Genomic DNA, 21,776 nt, shown 5'->3' with positions numbered 1-21,776 from the left:
TTTTCCCGCGCGTCAAGGCAATCTGTCTTGCCGACAGGACGCTGGGTCTGATGCTTTAATCTCATTAGTGTCTGAAGCAATCAGCAGGCATTTCTTACTACGCTCCATCTTTTTGATGCCGGCTTCTTTCCGGATTGCGGTACTCCGGTTGTGTCCGCTTTCTAAATAAATCAGCTTTACAGGCTGACGACCCCGAAAATACTTGGCCCCCCGTCCGGATTGGTGTTGCCTCAAGCGTCTTTCAACATCCGTTGTGACGCCGGTGTAAAGTGTGTTGTCTGAACATATAACGATGTATACCTGCCAGTTCATTTGAGAAGTTCGTGCCATGAATTGTTTTCCATTAACCCCCATGCCCGGAGCGGGCTCAACGAAGTATGAATCCCCTCCTTTACCCCCCTTTAGTAAAGGGGGGATGGGGGGGGCATCTAAAATCTATACCTGGATATTGGCGCAGGAGCATAAAGCAGCAACCAGTTTGTCATGTATCTTGCCGTTTGTGGCCACAATATTGGGAGAGGTGAGGTCATAACCATGCCCGTGCAGATCGCTCACTCCGCCTCCCGCTTCTGTGATCATCAGCCAGCCGGCAGCGGTATCCCAGGGCATGAGTTTCAATTCCCAGAAGCCGTCAAACCGGCCTGCCGCTACATAGGCAAGGTCAAGGGCCGCCGATCCGGCGCGGCGTATCGCCTGGGCCTGGAGGGCCATTCCGATAAAGTAATTGATATTGTTATCTTTGCTTTCTCTGATGTCGTAAGGAAATCCCGTCGCTAGGAGGCTCCGGGAGAGTTCCTGCGTTTTTGATACGCAAAGAGGCCTGCCGTTTAAAAAAGCGCCTTCGTGCTTTTCAGCGATGAACATTTCGTCGGTCATGGGGTTGTAGATGGCGCCGCAACGAATTTCCGCTGCTATCTCCAAAGCTACGGAGACGCAGAAAACCGGATAGCCGTGGGCGTAGTTGGTGGTGCCGTCCAGGGGGTCTATGATCCAGCGATAAGTAGAACCACATTGAAATCCCGCCGATTCTTCCGTCATGATGTCGTGCCGGGGAAAGCTTTGCCGTATCCTGCGCACGAGCAATTCCTCAGACATCTGATCGGTTTCGGTAACAATGTTGATCTCTCCCTTGAAGGCGATTCGATGTTCTTTGGGCAGCTCCTCTTTGAGCAGTTCTCCAGCCTCTCGGGCTATGGTTTCGGCAAATTTAAGATATTCAGACGTCATAAGGTTGTCTCCAGAAAAGAATTGTCCTTAGAGGTAATTGCAAAACGTTTTGTCATGCCCGAATGCTTCTATTTTTTGTCATCCCCGATAAGAGCATTCGGGGATGACATTCTATAGCACGAGCATTAGGGGATGACATCCATTAATTTACCCACTTGAAATGGGAAGAGCAATAAATAGTGATTGCCTGGAAGTTGTCATGTTTTTGTTGCTTGCCCGTTTAATAAGTGTTAGAAAAGGCAAAATTCCACAAGGTTGGTTTTAAGCGATGATGGCGAAATCTCTTCAGGAGAATTCCATTATTACCAAGGGGGGCGAGGCTCTGGATATCAAGTCTCTCCGGGAGGCCCGGGGCCTTACCCTTGCTGATATTTGCCAGGCGACAAAAATAAGCGTGAAAAATCTGGAAGCGTTGGAAAATGGTGAATTTCATCGCCTGCCGCCGCCGGTTTATACCAGATCCTACCTCAAAGCCTATGCCAGGCTGCTGGGCGAGGACGAAGGGCTGATTGCCAGCGGCTACGAAAAAAATTTAGCTATATCTGCCCCGGCCGTTGAAGAAGAGACTGGGGAAGTTTCAGAGAGGCGTAGTTATTTTTCCAGGAGAATCATTGTCAATGCTGCCCTTGTCCTGGTTTTATGCGTGCTGGTGTTCTTTATTTATAGTTATTTTAATTTTCAGGCAACTGACGTGGCGATAGATGCTTTTTTGCCTGTGAAGTCAAATGACAAGCCTGTGGCTGATATTAATAAAGTTGATCCGACCAAGGGCGGTCCTGGCGATGCAGGAAGTGGAGTGGAGAATAAGCACCAGGAGACAGAAGCACTGCCGGCTGCTGGCATTTCCGCGCCGACGACAGTAACAGGCGAGTCAGCCAAAGCCCTGCCGACTCAGGCGCCCATCGTGAAACCGCCGCTGCTGATTATCATCGCCCGGGAAAAGACTTGGCTGCGGGTTACGGAAGACCAGAAAGAAGCATATGAGCTGATTATGCAACCGGGGGAAAGGATGGAACGTTCGGCATCGCAGTATAAAATTGATATTGGGAATGCCGGCGGCGTCAGCGTTCAGTTTCAGAAAAACATTCTGAAAACATTGGGTAAATCAGGGGAGGTGGTGCATTTGCGCCTTCCTTAGCAAGTCATATTTGGTTGAGGTAAAAAAACTTAGAGAAGCGAGGTATTACGTATGTTTGGTATAGGGATGCCTGAATTATTGGTGATCATGGTTATTGTATTGATTATTTTTGGGGCCGGCAAGCTTCCAGAGATCGGCGGCGCCATTGGCAAAGGCATAAAAAATTTCAAGAAATCAGTCCGGGAAGGGGATGAAATCAACGTAACTCCGGATAACAAAAAGATTGATCCCAAGCTGTAAACGACGGTCTCGTAAAAGGAGATTCAGTCCTCATCTCTGCCAGCTACGAGGCTCATTCCTTTGTTGTTTAAAAAGGAACGTCATCAGGCATCGTCTCACCGTCTGGAAATTGCGGAGCTGCATCGTAGGCCGGAGTTTCATCACCCTTTGCCGTTCCCGCTCCCCTGGAATCCAACATCTGCATATTATAGGCGATAATCTCCGTCGTGTAGTGTTTTTTTCCCTCCTTGTCATCCCAGGAACGGGTCTGGATTTTTCCTTCGATGAAGACGAGTTTCCCTTTGACAAGATATTTCCCGCAAATCTCCGCCAGCTTTCGATAGGTTACAATCCGGTGCCACTCCGTTTTCTGTACCTTTTCACCGTTCTTATCCTTCCAGACTTCATCCGTAGCCACGCTAAAACTGGTCACCATCGTGCCGTCCGGCGTGTATCTGATTTCCGGATCTTTACCAAGTCTGCCTACCAGGATTGCCTTATTGATCATTGTCTCCCCCTCTTATTTTTCTGACGGGACTATATGAAAACGGAGCCTTTACGTCAAGGAGAAATTGATAACAGCGGCAAGTTCAGTATATCCTTCATCTGTCCTATGGATTCTGCGGAGGCAAAGCGCTCCCAAATCTTCCCAAATTTCCCCTGGCGCTCATCGGCAATTGTCCTCTGTAACTGGTATAGTTCGCCCAGAATGAATACCAGCTCGGGACCGACGAGTTTGCGCTTCCATTCTGTAAATACGTTTTCAATGAATTCCTGCGTGAAAACGGCGTCCTGAATCTCTCCGAGACAGTCCTGGATAGCGATAGTGCGTTCGATAAAAGGTTCGAGGACGCCATCGTAGGCGGGCGCCATGAACTCGCAGGCATAGCGCAGTTTTTTCATCTGTATCCGGAGGCGGTGGAACTCTTTTTGCTGCGGATTGGCGATCACTTTATGCCCTTGTGCGATGACCGCCTCAAATTTATCGTTGATGATCGCCGGCGCTATGTCACGAACAAGCTTCATGGCGAGCGGCGCCCGGGGACGAATGGCGAGCGGGCTTTCCAGAAAACGGCGGCAGCGTCGCTCAAAATTTGCGTACCGCGTCGAGGCTAGGGCCTGAATGAGTGATGAAAGCGGAGTGAGACGTCGCTCCTGGATCCATTGCTCAAAAACTTTTTTCCTCTTGTCCGGAAAACGTTCAATCTGTTCTTGAAACCGGGGCAGATTCAGGAGGAAGACATCGAGGTCGCGGACGGCTCCCAACATGCCGCCGAGCCACTGTAACTCGCCGGCCAGGAAGGCGCCGGTACTTTCGGGAACTGCCTCGCGGAACAGCCGCAGGGCGGAGCGCATCCGCCGCGTGGAGACCCGTGCCTGGTGCACGAACTCCGTATCAATGTCGCGCTGCAGGCCCGGAAGATGTTCCAGAAACCGTTCCAACTGAGAGGCAAGAATCTTCAGCACGGCGAGGTCAAGACGGTCATCGGGTCGCACCGCGTATCTCTCCGGCAGCTTCTTAGCGGGCGGTATAATATTGAAGCGCTTGATCGCCGCCTCGAGCTTCGATACGGTCGAAGGCGGATAGGCGAAGTTGTGAGCCAGTAGCGAGGCAAGAGCAGTTACTGCCGTTGCCTGACCGTCCAAGAGTTCTGCTTCCAGCTCGTAAAGTATTCGCGTGCGTCGTGGCCGGTGAAGTCCACGCAGCGAGAAAATCGCCGCATCGAAGGCCAACTCCATTTTTGTGCCGTCCGGCGAGAGGAGCCGATAACGCCGGCGATCGTTGCGAACCTGGATATGCTCGAGGAGTTTGCGCGGGGAAATTATCTCATCCACAACATCCCTGATCTCTCGCACCTGAATATCGGCCGGTACGTCGTTCGGTTCGTCAAGCGTGACCTCGGTTTCCAAACGCCGGGCTATGCCGGCTTCGATTTCACCCATGCTCTTGACCGTATACATGGCCTCGCCGTCGGAGATGCGGTAGCGGAGGGAGAGCATTTTTTTCAAAAGCAACCAATCGAACGTGTCTAAATAAATATCGGTATTCCTCACTGCTTTGAGTTTCTTGACCTTATAGTCCTGGGCAAGCAGGTACTCCACGACCGCCGCCTCGGCCTCGGGACCAGGGAGGGTGAGCTTCAGCTCTATCTCGACAGGTTGCTTGCCACTGCTCATGATAAAAATCTCCTTTTGCTGCCTTCCGTAAGATCCTTCTGCAGTCCTTTTGGCAGATATGTCTTCTCCAGCGCGGCAATCGTCCGCTTATGGTCGTAATCAAATCTGATAACGCGTCCACTCGGCGGTGCGCCCTGTTCCGTGTTGACCAGGACATAGGAAGGGCGCGGGTCGCCGTCTATCGGCTGACCTGCCGAACCGCAGTTCACGACGAGAATGCCATCAATCCGCCTCACAAAGGGGATATGCGTATGTCCGCAAACGAGAATGTCCGGCCTCAGATCGCCCAACTTCGCCGTCAGCCCCGGCCTGGTAATGCTCGGATAGATCACGTCGTCCATGGAAATGGGGCTGCCGTGGACGACCATGAGCATGTGTCCGCTGAAGAGTTGCATATCAAGCTGATCGGGCAGACCGGACAGGTAAAGCCGGGACTGATGGCTTAAGTTTTCCAGAGTCCAGAGGAGGATCTTGCGCTTTTTGGATTTCATGCCTTGCGCCGCTGACAATCCCTGCTCGGCTACGATGAGCACTTTCCGGTCGTAATTGCCGATTAGCGCCGGGATCGGCCGATTCTGAAGGAAGAGACAGACCTCATCCGGGAAGGGTCCATAGCCGGTCATATCGCCGGCGCAGATGAACCGTTCGGCCCCGCGCGCCGTCGCGTCGGCAACCGCGGCCTCCAAGGCGGGCATGTTGGCGTGCACATCGGACAGGAAGGCTATCAGCATCGGTAGGCAATCTTTCTTTGCGCTTTTTTCACTAACAGATCCTGCTTTTGAAAGGCTCTCTCCATCTCCCGCCGGCAGTCGCCCTTAACCTCAAGATGGATATGGAACGAATCGCCGCTTAATTTTCCGGTTAACCTTTTAATAAGACCGGCGTGCGTGCAGTCCAGACCGTCGGCGACGCGCAGCATCCCTGCGAGCCACTCGACAAGCGCACGGTGACGGCCATCCAGGGAGGCGAAGCGTCGGTGCCGCGCTGCATCGGGAAGAGCCTTCCGGTGATAACGGGCAACGAGCGCACAGGTAAGCCGATCCTGCTCATCGAGCCCGGGGATGTCGAGTTCTTGAATCAGGTCGCAACTGTGCTTGTGGTGTTTTCCTGACCGATCCCGGGACCAGCCGATGTCGTGCAGCCGACCGGCGATTTCCAGCAGGCGTCGTTCGCCTGCACCGTAGCCATGAAGAACACGGAGTTCGTCGAAAATGGCCAGCGCGATTATCGTAACCTGCTGATTGTGTGTCGGATCTGGATCATAAGTCTGCGCGGTTTTGCTGACATAGGACATTGTCCGATCCCCGTTGCCCTTGCTCACTCTCTATACCCCTTATCGCTTCAAACTCTTCTTGCCGATCTTCCGGACCAGTTCTTCGTACGGCGGAGATTTCACGCCCCCTTTCCGGGCAATCTCGATGAGCGCGCTTTGGCTCCGGATCGGCCTTTCCCCATCCTTCGGCTTGATCCGGAGGTACGATCCATCTGGCTGCATGAGACGAGCCTTCACATTGTCCTTCAGGTAGGTCATCATGATCTCGTCCATAATCTGGGTCTTGAGCTCGGTATTATTTATCGGATAGAGAATTTCCGCCCGTTTTTTGAAATTCCGCGGCATCCAATCTGCGCTGCCGGAATAGATCTCGGGATTCCCACTGTTATGAAAGTAGTAAACCCGCGAGTGTTCCAGGAACCGGTCGAGGATGCTGATGACACGGATATTTTCGCTGACTCCGGGTACGCCCGCCCGCAGGCAGCAAATGCCGCGGACGATGAGGTCAATACGGACGCCGGCCCGTGACGCCTCATAGAGTTTGCGGACCGTCGGCGCGTCAACGAGGGCATTCATCTTGGCGATGATCCGGCCCGGAGTCTTGGGGGTGGACTTCTTGATTTCCCGATCAATGAGGCGATGAATCGTCTCCTGGGTTGTCACGGGCGAGACCATGAATTTGCGGAACATGGAAGCGACTGTGGCCGGCGTAAACATGTCGCCGCCGGTCCAGGAGTTAAAGCCGGTGAGCACGTTGAAGAGCGCGGAGACGTCATTGCCGAAATCAGGATCGCAGGTCATCAGACCGATGTCGGTGTACAACTTGGCGGTAATGGTGTTGTAATTGCCGCTGGAGACATGGACATAACGGCGCAGTTGTCTGCCTTCCCGCCGGACGACAAGAGTCGCCTTGCAGTGCGTCTTCCAGCGGACAAATCCGTAAACTGCGTTGATGCCGGATTCTTCCATCAGCCGCGCCCAGTCTATGTTATGCTCTTCATCAAAACGGGCCTTCAGCTCGACGACCGCCGTCACTTGTTTGCCGTTCTCGGCTGCCCGTCTCAGCGCCGCAATGACCGGAGAATCCTTGCCCGTTCGATAAAGCGTCTGTTTTATCGCCAGCACGTCGGGATCATCGGCCGCCGTGTTGAGGAAATCCATGACTGCGGCGAAGGAGTCGTAGGGATGGTGCAGGAGCACATCACCCTCGCGAATGGTCGTAAAGATATCCTTATCCACAGCGAACCGTTGCGGGATGCGCGGGTTGAAGGGGAGGTCCTTGAGGGTGGCGTCGCCGGGAAGCTCATAGAGGGCCAGAAAATCGCAAATATTTATCGGCCCTTTAATTTCATAGACAAAGCGCTCCTCAATGTGGAGCTTCTGCGAGAGCAGGTTAACGATCTTCTTCGGCGCCCCGGGTTCAATCTCAAGCCGGACGGCGACCTGGTTGTCGCGATCTTTCAGTTCCGCCTCGACCGACTTGACGAGATCCATCACTTCATTTTCCTGGAGATCGTAGTCGTGACAACGCGTGACGCGGAAGGCGATGACATTTTTGATATCCATGCCGGGAAACAATAGCTGGATGTGCCGGCGGACAAGCGCCTCGAGGAGAATAAACTGGTACCCCCTGCCTTCTACGTTCACGGGAATAAGCCTGGGCAGTACGGAAGGCACCTCGACGAAGGCATAGGCCTGGGGAACCTTTATCCCGCTTGCCTCTTTGAAGACAACCATCAGATTAAGGCGCAGGTTACCGAGAAAAGGGAAGGGGTGACCGGCATCTACCGCCAGCGGCGTCAGAATGGGGAATATCTGCCCCTCAAAGTACTCATCGAGTCGCTTGATCTCTTTGCGATCAAGTTTTTCGATTTGACGGATGAATATCCCTGCTTTCTCCAGTTGCGGCAGGACCTCCTCCATGATGCACCCGTACTGTTCCGTCACGAGCGCGCGCGCTTTTTCCGCGATTTCATCGAGCTCCTGTCGGGGCGTCCGGCCGCTGGCATCAATGTGATCGAGATCGGCCTCAATAATGCGGAAGATCCCGCCGACACGAACCATAAAGTATTCGTCCAGGTTAGAGCTGAAAATCGAGGCAAATTTTAGTTTCTCCAGGGGCGGGGTGAGAGGATCCTGCGCCTCTTCAAGGACGCGGCGATTGAAATCGAGCCACGATAATTCGCGATTGATATAGAGGGACGGATCATCGAGACTGATCGAAACTGGTCGCGCCACTGCGGGGGACGGTTTTGCCTGTGCCATGATTATGATACCTCGATTAAATTGCCGCTTCCAGGCGCCGGCAGATTTCCTTGAGAATCTTGACCCGCGCGAAATACTTGTTGTTGGCTTCCACTACTGTCCAGGGAGCGATGTCCGTACTCGTGCGATCAATCATTTCAGCTACCGCGAGTTCATACTTATTCCATCTCTTGCGGTTGCGCCAGTCCTCCTCGGTAATCTTGAATTGCTTGAATCCCGTAACTTCCCGCTCCTTAAACCTCCGGAGCTGCTCATCTTTGGTAATACTGAGCCAGAACTTGATGATCAAACCACCGCTCTGGGCGAGCTGATGCTCGAAGTCGTTGATTTCCCCATAGGCGCGCTTCCAGTCTGCCTCCGAGCAAAAGCCTTCAACCCTTTCCACAAGCACTCGACCGTACCAGGAGCGGTCGAAGATGGTGAATTGGCCGTTCCTCGGCATATGCTTCCAGAATCGCCAGAGGTAGGGGTGGGCCCTCTCCTCCTGAGTCGGCGCGGCAACCGGGGTTACTCTATATATCCTCGGGTCGAGCGCGCCGGTGATGCGCCTGATACCGCCGCCCTTGCCGGCAGCGTCTGAGCCCTCAAAGACAAGAATAGCCGGTGTCTTACTGAACTTGGGACTGCGGGCGAGCAAATTGAGTTTTCTCTGGTATTTCTCTATTTTCCCCTCGTACTCTTCTTTCGTCATCTTCTGGGAGAAATCAAGGGATTTAAACTGGAAACCATCAGCTATCGGCGGTAGCGCCGGCGCTTGTTTGGGGGCTTCCCGAGGCGCCGTCGCGTCGAGTCGCTGGCGGAGGGCGTTAAGTATCGTTTGACCGATCGTGAAATAGCGGTAACGGGGATTAGTGCCCTCGACGATGATCCAGGGCGCCTCCTCCGTGCTGGTATGGTGCAAGGCGTGCTCGGAGACCTTGCGGAACTTGTCGTAGAGCTTGAAATGCGCCCATTCTATTTCCGTTGCCCGCCAGCGCGTCTCGGGGTTCTTCTCAAAGCTTTCGAGACGTTTCTTTTGCGTGTCCTTCGACAGGTGCAACCAGAACTTCAGGATCAGGGCGCCCTCATCAACAAGCATCTTCTCGAAGCGTATGACGCGGTCCATTGCCTGATCGAGAGCCGGGCCCGTTATCTCACCATGAACCCTGCTGACAATGGGCGCCGTGTACCAGGAACCAAAGAATATCCCGATCTTGCCTTTGGGAGGCAGGGCGCGCCAGAATCTCCACATCGGCGGGTGTGCGATCTCCTCTTCGGTAGGAAGCCCCATGGCGTTCGTTTCAATGAAGCGTGGGTCCATCCACTCGCTAAGTATCTTTACGGTCTCGCTTTTACCGGCGCCGTCAACCCCACCGATCAAGATGATTACCTGGAATTTACCGGATCGGCCCAAATCGAACTGTGTCTGGAGGAGGGCCTCCCTCAATTCCGGGACAGCCTGGGCATAGGCAACTTTACTGATTTTATTCCCTATTTCGGCGGATTCAAACATGTTTTATCTCCTTTCCGAAGGTCTGCTCTTGGACATGGGTAGCAAATTGGATTGAGTGCTGAGGACTGAGTGATGCGGACTCAGCACTCAGCACTGAGCACTCTGTTCTCCCTACAAGCAAAAACAGAAATAATAATTGTAGATAATGAGGAGTCGGAAGGTAGGGGCACGTTGCAACGTGCCCCTACCTTATAATGTCACTCTTTGTCATTACCGAGTGCTTCTATCTCCGATAACGGCATTCGGGAACGGATATGGTTTTTACAGTCTGTTTTTCACAATATCATCAACAACCGACGGATCAGCGAGGGTGCTGGTGTCTCCGAGTTCGTCTACGACATTGGCGGCGACCTTCTTGAGAATCCTTCGCATGATCTTGCCGCTTCTCGTTTTTGGCAGGCCGTCCGCCCATTGGATCTTCTCCGGCGTAGCGATGGGTCCGATCAAGGTGCGGACATGGGCTGTTAATTCCTTCTTCAGCGCCTCCGATTTTTCCACACCGCTATTTAAGGTAACAAAGGCGTATATGGACTGCCCCTTAAGATCATGGGGGTAACCGACCACAGCTGCTTCAGCGACCTTCGGGTGGGCAACGAGGGCGCTTTCTACCTCCGCAGTTCCCATCCGGTGACCGGAAACATTGATTACGTCGTCGTTGCGGCCCGTTATCTGATAATACCCGTCTTCATCCCGGTGGCTGCCATCGCCCGCCACGTAATAACCGGGAAACTGCTCAAAGTAGGTTTCCTGAAATCTTTTTGCGTCGCCGTAAACACCTCTCATGATGCCGGGCCAGGGTTTTTTTATGCACAGGGAGCCGCTTTTCCATGCTTCTGTAATCACCTTGCCATCATCATCGAGCAGCGCCGGCAAGACGCCCATGAAGGGCAGGGAGGCCATGCCGGGTTTGGTGTCAATGGCGCCGGGCAGGGGCGTAATAAGGATGCCGCCGGTCTCGGTCTGCCACCAGGTATCCATGATGGGGCACTTTGCCTTCCCGATAACGTTGTAATACCAGTTCCAGGCCTCGGGGTTGAGCGGTTCACCCACCGAACCCAGGATGCGCAGCGATGATATATCAGCCTTGTTGACCCACTCATCACCCTCCCGGGCAATAGCTCTGATGGCTGTGGGCGCCGTATAGAATATGGTTACCTTGTATTTTTCTACGACCTGCCAGAAACGGCTGTAGGTGGGATAGCTCGGAACACCTTCAAAAATGATAGTGGTGGCCCCATTGGCCAGCGGTCCATAGACGATATAACTGTGGCCGGTAACCCAGCCGATGTCGGCGGTGCACCAGTAAATGTCTTTTTCGTGGTAATCAAAAATCATCTTGTGGGTATAGGCAGCATAGAGTAAATAGCCACCGGTGGTGTGCATCACGCCCTTCGGCTTTCCCGTGGAGCCGGAGGTGTAAAGAATGAACAAGGGATCCTCGGCGTCCATCCACTCCGGTTCACACTTGTCATCCGCCTTGGCCATTTCATCGTGCCACCAGAGATCCCGCCCGGGCTGCATGTCGCATTTTACCTGGTCGCCGACACGTTTGACGACGATCATTTTTTCCACGGAAGGACATTCCTTTAAAGCTTCATCGGCATTTACTTTCTGGGAGATGGCCTTGGCGCCGCGAAAGGTACCGTCACAGGTAACCAGCAGCTTGACACCCGAGTCCTGGATACGTCCCTGAAGGGCATCGGCGCTGAATCCGCCGAAAACAATGCTATGAACGGCGCCAATCCTCGTACAGGCCAGCATCCCGATGGCCAGTTCGGTGATCATGGGGAGATAAAAGCAGACCCGATCTCCCTTCTTGATGCCCAGTTTTTTCAGAACATTGGCAAACTTGCAAACCTCTCGATGGAGTTCCTTATAAGTAAGGGCCAGGGACTCAGAGGGATCATTGCCTTCCCACAGGATCGCGACCTTGTCTCCCCTGTCCTTCAGGTGTCTGTCAATGCAGTTGTATGATACATTCAACTTGGCACCGATGAAATACTTGACAGATATCGGTCCCTTGCGGACATCGAAATTAGACTCTTCAACCTTATCCCATTCCTTGAACCAACTAATCTCTTGCCGCGCCACATCGCCCCAAAATCCTTCCGGGTCTTCCATGGAACGGCGGTAAAGCTTGTCATAGGCCTCCCTGCCTCCAATATAAGCGCTTTTACGCAGGCCTTCCGGTACCGGATAACTCCCTTTCAATGCAATTTTTTCTGTCGAACCCATCTCAATCCTCCTGTCACTGTTAATCAGCTAATTGCTGTCCTGTCATTACTGTCTCATCATTATTTACCTGTACTTCATCGTTTTTTAATCGCTTTTGATATTTTTCTCCTTTCGCCGTACACCAATCTCTGTACGATTGATAGTGCAACTTGTATATAAACTCATCCAACTGTATTTTCAACTAATTTTTTAATAAAAAAACGCTTTTCGCATTTTCAATTGATCATCGTTCATTCTTTCAGGCCGTATTTTTTCAGTTTGTAACGCAGCATCCGTTCGCTGATACCAAGGGCCTCGGCGGCCCTGGTCTGGTGATCGCCGGCCTTTTCCATGGCCGTTATGATCAGTTGGCGCTCCAGGGCTTCGATAGACTGCCTGAGAATGCCGGCATCAGACTTGAAACCGGATCGGCCGTGATCATCCGTATCACGAAAGGGGAGATCTTCCAAAGAGATCAGGTCCTCACGCGCAATGACCACCGCTCTTTCCATAACATTTCCCAGTTCCCGCACAGTGCCCGGATAGTCATATTTCAAGAGCATATCCTGAGCTTCGCTTGTTAGACCAATCATCTCCTTGCCGTTGGCCAGGGAATATTTTTTCAGGAAATGATCTATCAGGGCAGGAATGTCCTCCTTCCTCTCGCGGAGCGGGGGCAGGGACATTACCACCACGTTGAGGCGATAGAAAAGGTCTTCGCGGAAGGCGCCTTCTTTGACCCGTGCTTCCAGATTCTGGTTCGTCGCACTGATAATCCGCACATCGGCATGAATGGTTTGATTGCCGCCCAGAGGTTGGAACTCGCGTTCCTGTAAAAACCGGAGTAATTTTACTTGTACAGACAAAGAAATATCACCGATTTCATCCAGAAAAAGCGTCCCCTCCTCGGCCATCTCAAATCGGCCTTTACGCCGCACCGCCGCGCCAGTGAAGGCACCTTTTACATGCCCAAAAAGCTCACTCTCTAACAGTGTCTCGGAAAGGGCGCCGCAATTAACTACGATAAACGGTTTGTCCAACCGGGGGCTCAATTGGTGAATCAATCTGGCCATCAGTTCCTTCCCCGTCCCGCTTTCACCTTGAAGGAGAACGGTGGCGTGGCTCGGGGCGATCCTGCCGGCCATGTTGATCATCTCTCTCATCTTATCGCCGCGATAAATAATTTCATCTGTTGTAACGCCCGTTTCTTTTAATTGCTGCCGCATGATTTCGTTTTCCCGGATCAGAAGGCGCCGCTCGGCGACCCGGTCAACAAGGAGCAGCAGTTCATCAAGTTCAATCGGTTTGGTAATGTAATCAATCGCCCCGGCCTTCAGGGCTTCTACCGCGGTTTCGATAGTACCATAGGCCGTGATGATGACGATATCAATTTGCGGATTGATTGCTTTTATTTGCCGCAATACCTCCATTCCATCCATACCCGGCATCTTGTAGTCCAGCAGGATGAGGTCGAAATGTCCGTTTTGAACCGTCCTGATCCCAACTTCCCCATTTTCCGCGCCGGCCACAGTGTGACCCTCTTTTAAGAGAAAATCCCTCAGCATTTCCCGCTGTGATTGACCGTCCTCAATAACCAGGATATGCAATTTCTTCATCAGAAACCCCCCTAACCCCTAACTGCCCGGTTGTTTGATGCCTCCGTCGCCTTTGCTGTCGGCAGCATTATCTCAAACGTCGTCCCTACCTGCGGAGTGCTGAAAATCCGGATTTCCCCTCCGTGTCCCCGAATGATTTCATGAGCCAGGGCGAGACCCAGCCCTAATCCTTTTTCCTTGGTGGTGTACTCCGGATTAAATATTTGTTCCATTTCTTCCGGACTAATGCCGCAGCCAGTGTCCGCGATACTGATGACGACATGGCCCTTGTCCATTCTTTTCACGGCGATGGTTATTTCACCTGCGCCCGTGATAGATTCCATGGCATTCTTGAAAAAATTCAGCAGGGCTTGCTGAAGCTTGTCCATATCCATGGGAAAAATTACCGGTGGCTCAAATCCCTCGGTCTTGATTGTAATGCCTTTTGAACCGGCTTCTTCGCGGATAAGATTAATGATTTTTTGCAGAACTTCCGTAACTGGATAATTACGCAGTTCCAGCCGGCGGGTCTTGGAGAAAGAAAGAAACTCCTCAATTATGCCGTTCAGACGCCTGATTTCATCGCGGATAACTCCGGAAAGCAACTGAAATTCACGCCCCTTTTCTTCATCGGCGGGCGTAAAGTCCCTCTTCAACCTTTGACTGGCCATGCTGATGGCATTCAAGGGATTGCGGATTTCATGCGCTACGCCGGCGGCGAGCTGACCCAGCGCCGATAATCTCTCCGCCTTTTCGAGCCTTCTTTCGATCTCTACAATGCCGGCCAGATGCCTGTTCTGGTTGTGATATAAAAACCACATGGAGAAGATGGTGATAAAAACCACGATAATCATGAAGAAAATCAGATTGCGGGTATTTTCTTTCAGAATGCTGTCCGTGCTTTCCTTGTCGAGACCAATTCTGACGATACCGGCCACCTTGCCATTGATGTAAAGCGGCGCGGCCATGTCGAGAATGTTTTTCTTCAGATACAAGACTTGGCGACTTTCCATTTTAATAGCGCCGGCCAAAAGTTCATAGATATGCATGTCGTTGGGGCGCCACTTTTCCGGCTGGCGACCTGATTTCCCGAGTAACATGCCCTTTTTGTTCGTAATCGTCATATAGATTAAGCCCTGTTTTCGATCTTCACCTTTTTTTTGACCTTCGCCCAATTTTTCAATAGCCTTTTGTACGGAAACCTTTAAGCCCCGGTAGATTAAACCTTCCTTGTCCAAAGCGATGATAATAATGCCGCTGCCATTTTTCTGCTTCAGGGCGATGTAGCCGCCGATCTTCTTCATCTGTGCCAACTGGGTGAGCAGATCCAGGGTGATTTGCTGCGGTTTGGCATTCGTGTCCGCCGCGGGGAAAAAATCGGCCGGCAGGAAGCGATTTTGAAATACCACCTGTTGCTGTTTATTCATGACGATTACCAGCCAGAGTCCTCTTTCGGTGGCAAATTGCTTTAAAGCTACATCGCCTAAGTGATCGGCTTGCCAGATATTATCTACTTCCCGACCCAATTCCAACAATTCCGTGGTCAGCCAGGTTTTAGGGTATAAGGCCTCTTCCCGCTGCGGTGCGGAGGTTGAAGCATCGCTCCCTTGATCACCGGCTTGTACGATAAGGTCAAGGTTTTCCTGACTCAGCCGCTGCACTACTTCAATAATCGCCAGACCCTGGTTCTCAAGAAAACTGACCAAACCTTTTTCGCTTCTCCTGAGATCCAGAATACCCATCGTCAGGATCAAAACAATGAACAAGGCGCAGGCCATACCGATCGCCAGCGGCGGAACAAAAATGCGTTGGGCGCGGCTGGTATGGTGCCGCCAGATAATTTTTCCACTTGCCATTATAATATGCAATCCCGTTTCTCGACATTATTGTCGTTTATGGTCATAATAATGTTTACCTCATAAGTATCGGATATGCCGATTGTATCCAAATTGAACCGTCCCCGGGGCGACAATTTTTGCCTTACGGGACTACAATCAAGATCGCGAACGCAGCCTCATGGTCTTCATTGACGGAATGAATGACAATAGCATCTAAATTTTATTTTATCGTGTCGGCAACTGCTAAAATCAATAACATACCGGTAATAAAAGCATTTCCGCGTCCATGAGCAAGCACGAGTTCGTATAGGGAAGACTTTAGTGGTTCCCAAATAGTAAATTCACGTCCCTGCGTCTCCTTTGGCATACTTTGTGTAAACATATCAAACGAAATTATCGGATAAGTAGAACGGGCATGCTTAGCCGATAGTTGAATACCGAGATCAGAAGGTTCAGTCCTTCACTCCTCCCTGAGCCGGAGGGCCATTGTGGCCTTCCGGCTCCTCCTTTTTCAGGCCTTCTTTTTTAGCGTGGCGCATTTTTTCCCAGTAGAGCATTCTTTCCTTAATTGTTTTCTCATAGCCACGGTCGGATGGAATATAATATTGCTGGCCATTTATGCCTTCCGGCATATATTCTTGCGGGACGTAGGCATTGTCGAAGTTATGGGCGTATTGGTATCCGCGGCCGTAATCCAGCTCGCGCATCAATTTCGTGGGGGCATTCCTGATGTGGAGCGGCACCGGCAGGTAACCGGTCTTACGGATGGTCTCCTTTATGCGGCCATAGGCTGTGTAAAGGGCGTTGCTTTTTGGCGCCGTAGCCAGGTAAACCGCCGCCTGGGCGAGGGCCAGCTCTCCCTCCGGTGGTCCGAGCAATTGAAAGGCCTGGACAGCGGCCATGGCAACGAGGAGGGCATGCGGATCGGCATTGCCGATATCTTCCGAGGCAAATCTTACCATCCGGCGGGCGACATATAGAGGCGGCTCACCGGCTGCGAGCATACGGGTCATCCAGTAGAGAGCGGCATCGGGATCGCTGCCGCGCAGGCTTTTATGTAGAGCGGAGATCAGATTGTAATGTTCTTCACCGGCCTTGTCATATTGCAGGGCCTTTTTTTGGATGGCCTCTTCCACAATGGACAGCGTAATGGTATTATTTTCTTTAAGATGGCCGTTAACATGAGATGAGGCGATCGAGGCAGCGGCCTCCAGACTGTTCAGCGCTGTGCGGGCGTCACCATCTGCGGACCAGACGATATGCTGCAGGGCCGCTTCTTCTATCTTTATATCCAGCATTCCGAGGCCCCGGTCCTGGTCAGTTATTGCTCTGGTAATAATAATCGCCAGCTCCTCAGCCGAAAAAGGCTTCAGCAGCAGGACGCGCGCCCGTGACAAAAGAGGGGCAATGACCTCAAAGGAAGGGTTTTCCGTCGTCGCGCCGATCAGGGTAATCAGGCCGCTTTCCACATGCTGCAAAAAGGCGTCCTGTTGAGCTTTGTTAAAGCGGTGAATTTCATCAACAAAAAGAATGGTATGCCTTTGGTGATAGCGTAATTGGCTTTGAGCCTCTTCTACAACGCCGCGGATTTCCTTGACGCCGGAAAGCACTGCCGAAAAGCTCATGAAATGCGCCTGCGACTCCCTGGCGATTAGTCTCGCCAGCGTCGTCTTGCCGGATCCGGGCGGTCCCCAGAAAATCATGGAAATAATGCGGTCTTCGGCGATGAGACCGCGCAGCAGGCATCCTTCGTCCAGGAGGTGTGATTGTCCGATAAACTCCTGCAGGGTGCGCGGTCTCATCCGGTCGGCGAGAGGTCGGGAGGAGGCGAAATTATCTGGCTGGTCAAAAAGATCCATATTCCCTTTGCCTATTGCTTAAAGGCGATTCGCAGCTTATAGCCGCCGTCTGCGTTTTTTTCACGGTCTCAGGTTACCTTTACCAGATAAGTAACGGGCGTCAATTGTTTTTTTGACTAACCGTTTGTTTCGCCACTCCGGGAGCTCGAAGTTAAAAACAATTTCCAGAAAACTTATGATGACAAAAAAAGTCGCGCCCCAGAGGACATGATCCGCCCCGGTCTGATCGTGATAAATCAAACAGGGCATTAATAGCGGTTCTGTCTCTCTTCGGCCGAGCCCGCTATCAACCTCACGGATCAAGGTGGCATAATTTTCCTGATCAGAAAAAGCAGCCACGGGGATATCAACAAGGGATTCCACCTCAAAATTGGGACGGAAGCGGGAAATATTTGGCACCAGGCCGACCATCGGGAAAATTATCCGTTGAAAGAGTTGCAGGGAATAGGCCGGCAGGGGCCCCAGAAAATGAACCGAAAAAGGATTAAGGCGAATTTCTTCCCAGGCTTCGCGCAGGGCGTTGGCGAGAAACAGGGACAGGGTCTGAAAAGTTTCCGCGTCCCTCTGCCGGGATAACTGGCCGGCTTTGTTTCGCAGCACCGGAATGACCCCGCTGGTGACCAACCCCCTGATAATCATGTCCCAGCGGTCATGCAGAAGGCCGCCCGGGCAGCTGAGATCGCCCGCCTGGGGAATCCCGTGGGAACGTTTACTGAGCCGGAAAAAAAACTCTCCTGCGCTGTAGAAAAGGGGGAGCAGAACTCCGGCCGCCTGGAAGGGAGCAGGGGAGGGGGCGGACTTCCTGATCAGGCCTTGTTTTTCCGCAAAGTTGAGCTGATTGCTGCCCAATTTATCAACAACCATTTCCAGAAAAAGTTCTTTATTGGTCGGTATTAGTTCATCCATATGACTGCCGGTAACGGAATATCTTTAAAAATTAGGCGTAAATCAAATATACATTCATCCAGTGCTTTAACGTTACGAATCAAGTGCGAAATGCCTTCCGCTTTTAGCAGACGCCTTTGTTATTAGAAAGTTAGAAATTATTATTAGTCCTTTGTGATTAGTAAGTTAGAAATCATATTCTGCGTATTTTTGCAGGATATGATTTCGTTAACGCACTTATCCCGTTTATCGGGGTAAGTTTTGACTATAACTCATTGATGTTCCCGTTATCATAACGTGCCTTACTTGACAAGAGCGGCGATTCGGGAAGTATGCCTTGACTATGAACAAAGAGTAAAGTACAAGCTGACCAAATACTGACGGCGACTTCCACCAGTCGTGAGCGTAAAGATGACTAAAACAGGAGCTGAAAATGGGAAGATCCATGTACAACTTTGGCAAACAGACGAAAGAAAAGGCAAGACAGCAGAAACAATTAGACAAGGCGTCAAAACGCATGGCGGCCAAGCAGCAGAAGGCTAATATGGGAACGAGCGCCCCGAACGCGGATGCAGAGATAACTGAATCGGGTTTGGTGGAGGACAATGTCAAAAGCACCGCATAAAGTCTAATCCGCAATGATTAAAATTATGAGATTTTGAGAATTAAAATCAGCGAGATTTCTCTTTTCCAGTAAACATCAGGCAATCCATTCCAGAGCTTACGTGTACCTCTGCTGTCGGCAACAATCTTTCCTTGACTTAAAAAGAAAATAAATATAGCTATTCGCACCTTATGGCCATAAAGGAAATGTGTATGGAAGATAATGAGTTGCTGCGGAAACGCAAAGAAAAAATCCTTTCCCTTCAGACCGAGGGGGTGGACCTATATCCCAACGATGTGCGCGTCCATGATAACTCAGCTGACCTCCTCGACCGCTTTTCCCCCCTCGAAACGGACGCCTTGGCGCAGATAGCTGAGCGGTTTACCTTAGCCGGCCGTCTGATGGCGATCCGTGACTTCGGCAAAGGCGCCTTTGTCATTATCCAGGACCGGAAAGGCAAAATCCAGGCCTTTCTCCGGAAGGATAAAATCGGCGAGAAGTCTTTCCTGATCTTTAAACGTCTGGATGTGGGCGATATTATTTATTTAGCCGGTAAAGTATTCAAAACCAGGACGGGCGAGCTGACCATTGACGTGGACGAATTCAAGCTCTTAGCCAAGGCGGTGCGTCCCCTGCCCGAGAAATGGCATGGCCTGACGGACGTAGAAACGAGATACCGTCAACGTCATCTGGATCTGATAACAAACCCGAAGGTAACAGAGCTGTTCTACCGGCGCAGCCGCATCATCCAACTGATGCGCAAGTTCATGGAGGACCACGAGTATCTGGAGGTGGAGACTCCCATGATGCAGCCCCAGGCCGGTGGCGCTGTAGCCAGGCCCTTTAAAACCCATCATAATGCCCTGGGGATGGACCTCTACCTGCGCATTGCCCCGGAATTATATTTAAAACGGCTGATTACGGGCGGCATGGAGCGGGTTTTTGAAATAAACCGTAACTTTCGCAATGAAGGCACCTCTGCTTTTAACAATCCCGAATTCACGATGATGGAATTTTACTGTGCCTATGCCACTTATGAGGATCTGATGACCTTTACGGAGGAGATGTTTACCTTCCTGGGCCGGGAGATCTTCGGTGCTCTCCGGTTTACTTATCAGGGGCAGGATATAGACATGCAGCCGCCCTGGGAACGCATATCAGTTAAGGAGGCTATCGTCCGCTATACCCTGCTTGATCCCGCTATCCTCGAAGATGAGCAAAAGGCCCGTGATTATTCCCGTAGTATGCGACTTGAGGTAGAGGACGGAGATCCCCTGGGAAAGATCATCATGACCATTTTTGAGGGGCTGGTGGAGGATAAGCTCATCCAACCCACATTTGTGACCCATTACCCTCTGGAGGTTTCGCCCCTCTCCAGAAAAAATACTGCCGATCCCCGGTTCACCGATCGCTTTGAGCTTTATATCTGCGGCCGGGAGATTGCCAATGCCTTTTCAGAATTAAATGATCCGGTTGATCAGCGGGAACGATTCGTAATGCAGTTGCAAGACCGCGCGGCCGGCGATGATGAAGCCCATGAGATGGATGAGGATTATATCAGCACCCTCGAATATGCCATGCCGCCCACGGCGGGTGAGGGGATCGGCATTGACCGTCTGGTCATGTTATTCACGGATTCAGCCTCGATCAGGGACGTTATCCTTTTCCCGCACATGAGAAAAAAAGAGTGACTATGTCCTACGAATTATTCATCAGTCTGCGCTATCTCCGGGCCAGGCGCAAGCAGGTCTTTGTGTCCGTAATTACCATGTTTTCGATTGCCGGGATTTTTCTGGGCGTGGCGGCCCTGATTATTGTTCTGGCCGTTATGAATGGCTTTGAGACGGACCTCCGAACCAAGATCCTCGGCATTAACGCCCATGTCGTCCTGATGCAATACGGCGGGGTTCTGCGCGACTATGATAAGGTGCTGCAACAAGTCGCCCGTGAAAAAGAAGTAGTCGCTGTTACGCCTTTTATTTACTCGCAGGCCATGTTGAAAAAGGGTGAAAGCGTCAGTGGTGTCATCTTGAGGGGGATGGATACCGAAACAGCTTCCCGGGTCATCAATCTGGGCAAGATGCAGGAAGGTAAGATCGCCTACCTGGAAGGAAAAAACCGTCTCCAGCTCCGACTTACCCCGGAAGGCGTCAAGATGCCGGGTGTAGTTCTGGGGAAGGAACTGGCGAAAAATCTGGGGATATTTCTTTTCGACACCGTTTTCATTATGTCCCCCCAGGGTATTTCCTCGCCCATGGGGATGATGCCGCGTCTGAAGAAATTCATCGTGGTCGGCGTTTTTGACTCCGGCTTTTACGAATATGATTCCACTATTGCCTTTCTGGCTCTTGGCGATGCCCAGGAATTCCTGAATATGGGTGAGCTGGTTACGGGGTTGGAGGTTAAAGTCAACGATATCTATCAGGCCGGGAGCATCGCCCGGCAATTGGAAAAGAAGCTCGGCTATCCATACTGGGCCCGGCATTGGATGGAAATGAACAAAAATCTCTTTGCCGCGCTGAGAATGGAAAAGCGCGTCATGTTTATCATTCTCAGCCTGATTGTGCTGGTCGCGATGTTCAATATTATTACTACGCTGATCATGGTGGTTATGGAGAAAAACCGTGATATTGCCATCTTGAAGGCGATGGGCGCCACTTCGCGCAGCATTATGAAGATATTTATTTATCAGGGGTTGATTATCGGCGTCATCGGCACCTTCCTCGGCGCCATCGGCGGCCTGGCCGTTGCCTATAACCTGGAGAAGCTGTCGCTTTTCGTAGAAAGAATATTTGGTTTCAAGATTCTTCCGGCTGACGTCTATTATTTGAGCGCTCTGCCCTCTTTGGTTAATTACAGGGATGTGGCGACAATTATTCTGGGCACTCTCTTCATTAGCCTGCTGGCGACTATATATCCTTCCTGGCGTGCCTCACGTCTGGATCCGGCCGAGACTCTGCGTTATGATTAGTGAAAAGTATATAAGGGA

The 21,776-nt window shown here is 51.6% G+C and carries 18 protein-coding genes; 5 read left to right on the top strand and 13 right to left on the bottom strand.

Annotated features, from left to right (window positions below; translation table 11 throughout):
- Positions 1–12 precede the first annotated feature (12 nt).
- Entirely contained in the window at positions 13–312 is a 300-nt protein-coding gene (locus tag NT140_00620; protein ID MCX5830395.1) for a GIY-YIG nuclease family protein, read from the bottom strand.
- A 123-nt stretch (positions 313–435) separates the two neighbouring features.
- A complete protein-coding gene (locus tag NT140_00615) occupies positions 436–1,227 on the bottom strand; it encodes an inositol monophosphatase family protein (protein ID MCX5830394.1) in 792 nt (263 codons plus the stop codon).
- 268 nt (positions 1,228–1,495) lie between these two features.
- Here NT140_00615 and NT140_00610 point away from each other — a divergent pair, with 268 nt between their 5' ends.
- Positions 1,496–2,365 (top strand): DUF4115 domain-containing protein, encoded by an 870-nt coding sequence (locus NT140_00610; protein MCX5830393.1) that lies wholly within the window; start codon positions 1,496–1,498, stop codon positions 2,363–2,365.
- Between the two features lie 51 nt (positions 2,366–2,416).
- A complete protein-coding gene (locus tag NT140_00605; protein MCX5830392.1) occupies positions 2,417–2,605 on the top strand; it encodes a twin-arginine translocase TatA/TatE family subunit in 189 nt (62 codons plus the stop codon).
- A 67-nt stretch (positions 2,606–2,672) separates the two neighbouring features.
- Here the strand turns inward: NT140_00605 and NT140_00600 are convergent, their stop codons facing one another.
- The 11 genes from NT140_00600 to NT140_00550 form a co-directional block, all read right to left on the bottom strand.
- The gene (locus NT140_00600; GenBank protein MCX5830391.1) at positions 2,673–3,092 is read right to left on the bottom strand and encodes a single-stranded DNA-binding protein; all 420 of its coding nucleotides are present in this window, start codon (positions 3,090–3,092) and stop codon (positions 2,673–2,675) included.
- A gap of 53 nt (positions 3,093–3,145) precedes the next feature.
- Positions 3,146–4,762, bottom strand: coding sequence for a CHAD domain-containing protein (locus NT140_00595; protein MCX5830390.1), 1,617 nt, complete (start codon positions 4,760–4,762; stop codon positions 3,146–3,148).
- On the bottom strand, positions 4,759–5,493 hold the full coding sequence (locus tag NT140_00590) for a metallophosphoesterase family protein (GenBank protein MCX5830389.1): 735 nt from the start codon (positions 5,491–5,493) through the stop codon (positions 4,759–4,761). The genes NT140_00595 and NT140_00590 overlap by 4 nt, the downstream gene beginning before the upstream one ends.
- Entirely contained in the window at positions 5,487–6,083 is a 597-nt protein-coding gene (locus NT140_00585) for an HD domain-containing protein (protein ID MCX5830388.1), read from the bottom strand. Before NT140_00585 ends, NT140_00590 begins: the two co-directional genes overlap by 7 nt.
- A 12-nt stretch (positions 6,084–6,095) precedes the next feature.
- Positions 6,096–8,300 carry a polyphosphate kinase 1 gene (gene ppk1, locus NT140_00580; protein ID MCX5830387.1) on the bottom strand — a complete coding sequence of 735 codons (2,205 nt, stop codon included), beginning with the start codon at positions 8,298–8,300 and terminating at the stop codon, positions 6,096–6,098.
- Between the two features lie 16 nt (positions 8,301–8,316).
- Entirely contained in the window at positions 8,317–9,792 is a 1,476-nt protein-coding gene (pap, locus tag NT140_00575) for a polyphosphate:AMP phosphotransferase (GenBank protein ID MCX5830386.1), read from the bottom strand.
- Between the two features lie 261 nt (positions 9,793–10,053).
- The gene (gene acs, locus NT140_00570; GenBank protein ID MCX5830385.1) at positions 10,054–12,027 is read right to left on the bottom strand and encodes an acetate--CoA ligase; all 1,974 of its coding nucleotides are present in this window, start codon (positions 12,025–12,027) and stop codon (positions 10,054–10,056) included.
- A 230-nt stretch (positions 12,028–12,257) separates the two neighbouring features.
- Positions 12,258–13,622 (bottom strand): sigma-54 dependent transcriptional regulator, encoded by a 1,365-nt coding sequence (locus tag NT140_00565; GenBank protein MCX5830384.1) that lies wholly within the window; start codon positions 13,620–13,622, stop codon positions 12,258–12,260.
- Between the two features lie 11 nt (positions 13,623–13,633).
- Positions 13,634–15,457: an ATP-binding protein gene (locus NT140_00560; GenBank protein ID MCX5830383.1), complete on the bottom strand. Its 1,824-nt coding sequence runs from the start codon at positions 15,455–15,457 to the stop codon at positions 13,634–13,636.
- Positions 15,458–15,891: 434 nt separating this feature from the next.
- Positions 15,892–17,298: a replication-associated recombination protein A gene (locus NT140_00555; protein ID MCX5830382.1), complete on the bottom strand. Its 1,407-nt coding sequence runs from the start codon at positions 17,296–17,298 to the stop codon at positions 15,892–15,894.
- A gap of 60 nt (positions 17,299–17,358) precedes the next feature.
- Entirely contained in the window at positions 17,359–18,204 is an 846-nt protein-coding gene (locus NT140_00550; GenBank protein MCX5830381.1) for a CoA pyrophosphatase, read from the bottom strand.
- A 412-nt stretch (positions 18,205–18,616) separates the two neighbouring features.
- Here NT140_00550 and NT140_00545 point away from each other — a divergent pair, with 412 nt between their 5' ends.
- The 3 genes from NT140_00545 to NT140_00535 all read left to right on the top strand — a co-directional run bounded on the left by NT140_00545 (position 18,617) and on the right by NT140_00535 (position 21,758).
- Complete coding sequence (locus tag NT140_00545; GenBank protein MCX5830380.1) at positions 18,617–18,808, top strand: hypothetical protein; 192 nt, start codon at positions 18,617–18,619, stop codon at positions 18,806–18,808.
- A 191-nt stretch (positions 18,809–18,999) separates the two neighbouring features.
- A complete protein-coding gene (gene lysS / locus NT140_00540) occupies positions 19,000–20,478 on the top strand; it encodes a lysine--tRNA ligase (protein ID MCX5830379.1) in 1,479 nt (492 codons plus the stop codon).
- Positions 20,479–20,480: 2 nt separating this feature from the next.
- Positions 20,481–21,758 carry a lipoprotein-releasing ABC transporter permease subunit gene (locus NT140_00535; protein ID MCX5830378.1) on the top strand — a complete coding sequence of 426 codons (1,278 nt, stop codon included), beginning with the start codon at positions 20,481–20,483 and terminating at the stop codon, positions 21,756–21,758.
- The last annotated feature ends 18 nt before the right edge of the window (positions 21,759–21,776 follow it).

It is taken from the genome of Deltaproteobacteria bacterium (genome assembly GCA_026388415.1).
GTDB lineage: Bacteria > Desulfobacterota > Syntrophia > Syntrophales > JACQWR01 > JAPLJV01.
Note: the sequence above shows the minus strand (reverse complement) of the source record. Positions and strands in the feature narration are given on the sequence as shown.

Coding starts and splice junctions, on each gene's coding strand:
- NT140_00620 (MCX5830395.1), bottom strand. CDS start 312: ATGAACTGGCAGGTATACATCGTTATATGTTCAGACAACACACTTTAC.
- NT140_00615 (MCX5830394.1), bottom strand. CDS start 1,227: ATGACGTCTGAATATCTTAAATTTGCCGAAACCATAGCCCGAGAGGCT.
- NT140_00610 (MCX5830393.1), top strand. CDS start 1,496: ATGATGGCGAAATCTCTTCAGGAGAATTCCATTATTACCAAGGGGGGC.
- NT140_00605 (MCX5830392.1), top strand. CDS start 2,417: ATGTTTGGTATAGGGATGCCTGAATTATTGGTGATCATGGTTATTGTA.
- NT140_00600 (MCX5830391.1), bottom strand. CDS start 3,092: ATGATCAATAAGGCAATCCTGGTAGGCAGACTTGGTAAAGATCCGGAA.
- NT140_00595 (MCX5830390.1), bottom strand. CDS start 4,762: ATGAGCAGTGGCAAGCAACCTGTCGAGATAGAGCTGAAGCTCACCCTC.
- NT140_00590 (MCX5830389.1), bottom strand. CDS start 5,493: ATGCTGATAGCCTTCCTGTCCGATGTGCACGCCAACATGCCCGCCTTG.
- ppk1 (MCX5830387.1), bottom strand. CDS start 8,300: ATGGCACAGGCAAAACCGTCCCCCGCAGTGGCGCGACCAGTTTCGATC.
- pap (MCX5830386.1), bottom strand. CDS start 9,792: ATGTTTGAATCCGCCGAAATAGGGAATAAAATCAGTAAAGTTGCCTAT.
- acs (MCX5830385.1), bottom strand. CDS start 12,027: ATGGGTTCGACAGAAAAAATTGCATTGAAAGGGAGTTATCCGGTACCG.
- NT140_00565 (MCX5830384.1), bottom strand. CDS start 13,622: ATGAAGAAATTGCATATCCTGGTTATTGAGGACGGTCAATCACAGCGG.
- NT140_00560 (MCX5830383.1), bottom strand. CDS start 15,457: ATGGCAAGTGGAAAAATTATCTGGCGGCACCATACCAGCCGCGCCCAA.
- NT140_00555 (MCX5830382.1), bottom strand. CDS start 17,298: ATGGATCTTTTTGACCAGCCAGATAATTTCGCCTCCTCCCGACCTCTC.
- NT140_00550 (MCX5830381.1), bottom strand. CDS start 18,204: ATGGATGAACTAATACCGACCAATAAAGAACTTTTTCTGGAAATGGTT.
- NT140_00545 (MCX5830380.1), top strand. CDS start 18,617: ATGGGAAGATCCATGTACAACTTTGGCAAACAGACGAAAGAAAAGGCA.
- lysS (MCX5830379.1), top strand. CDS start 19,000: ATGGAAGATAATGAGTTGCTGCGGAAACGCAAAGAAAAAATCCTTTCC.
- NT140_00535 (MCX5830378.1), top strand. CDS start 20,481: ATGTCCTACGAATTATTCATCAGTCTGCGCTATCTCCGGGCCAGGCGC.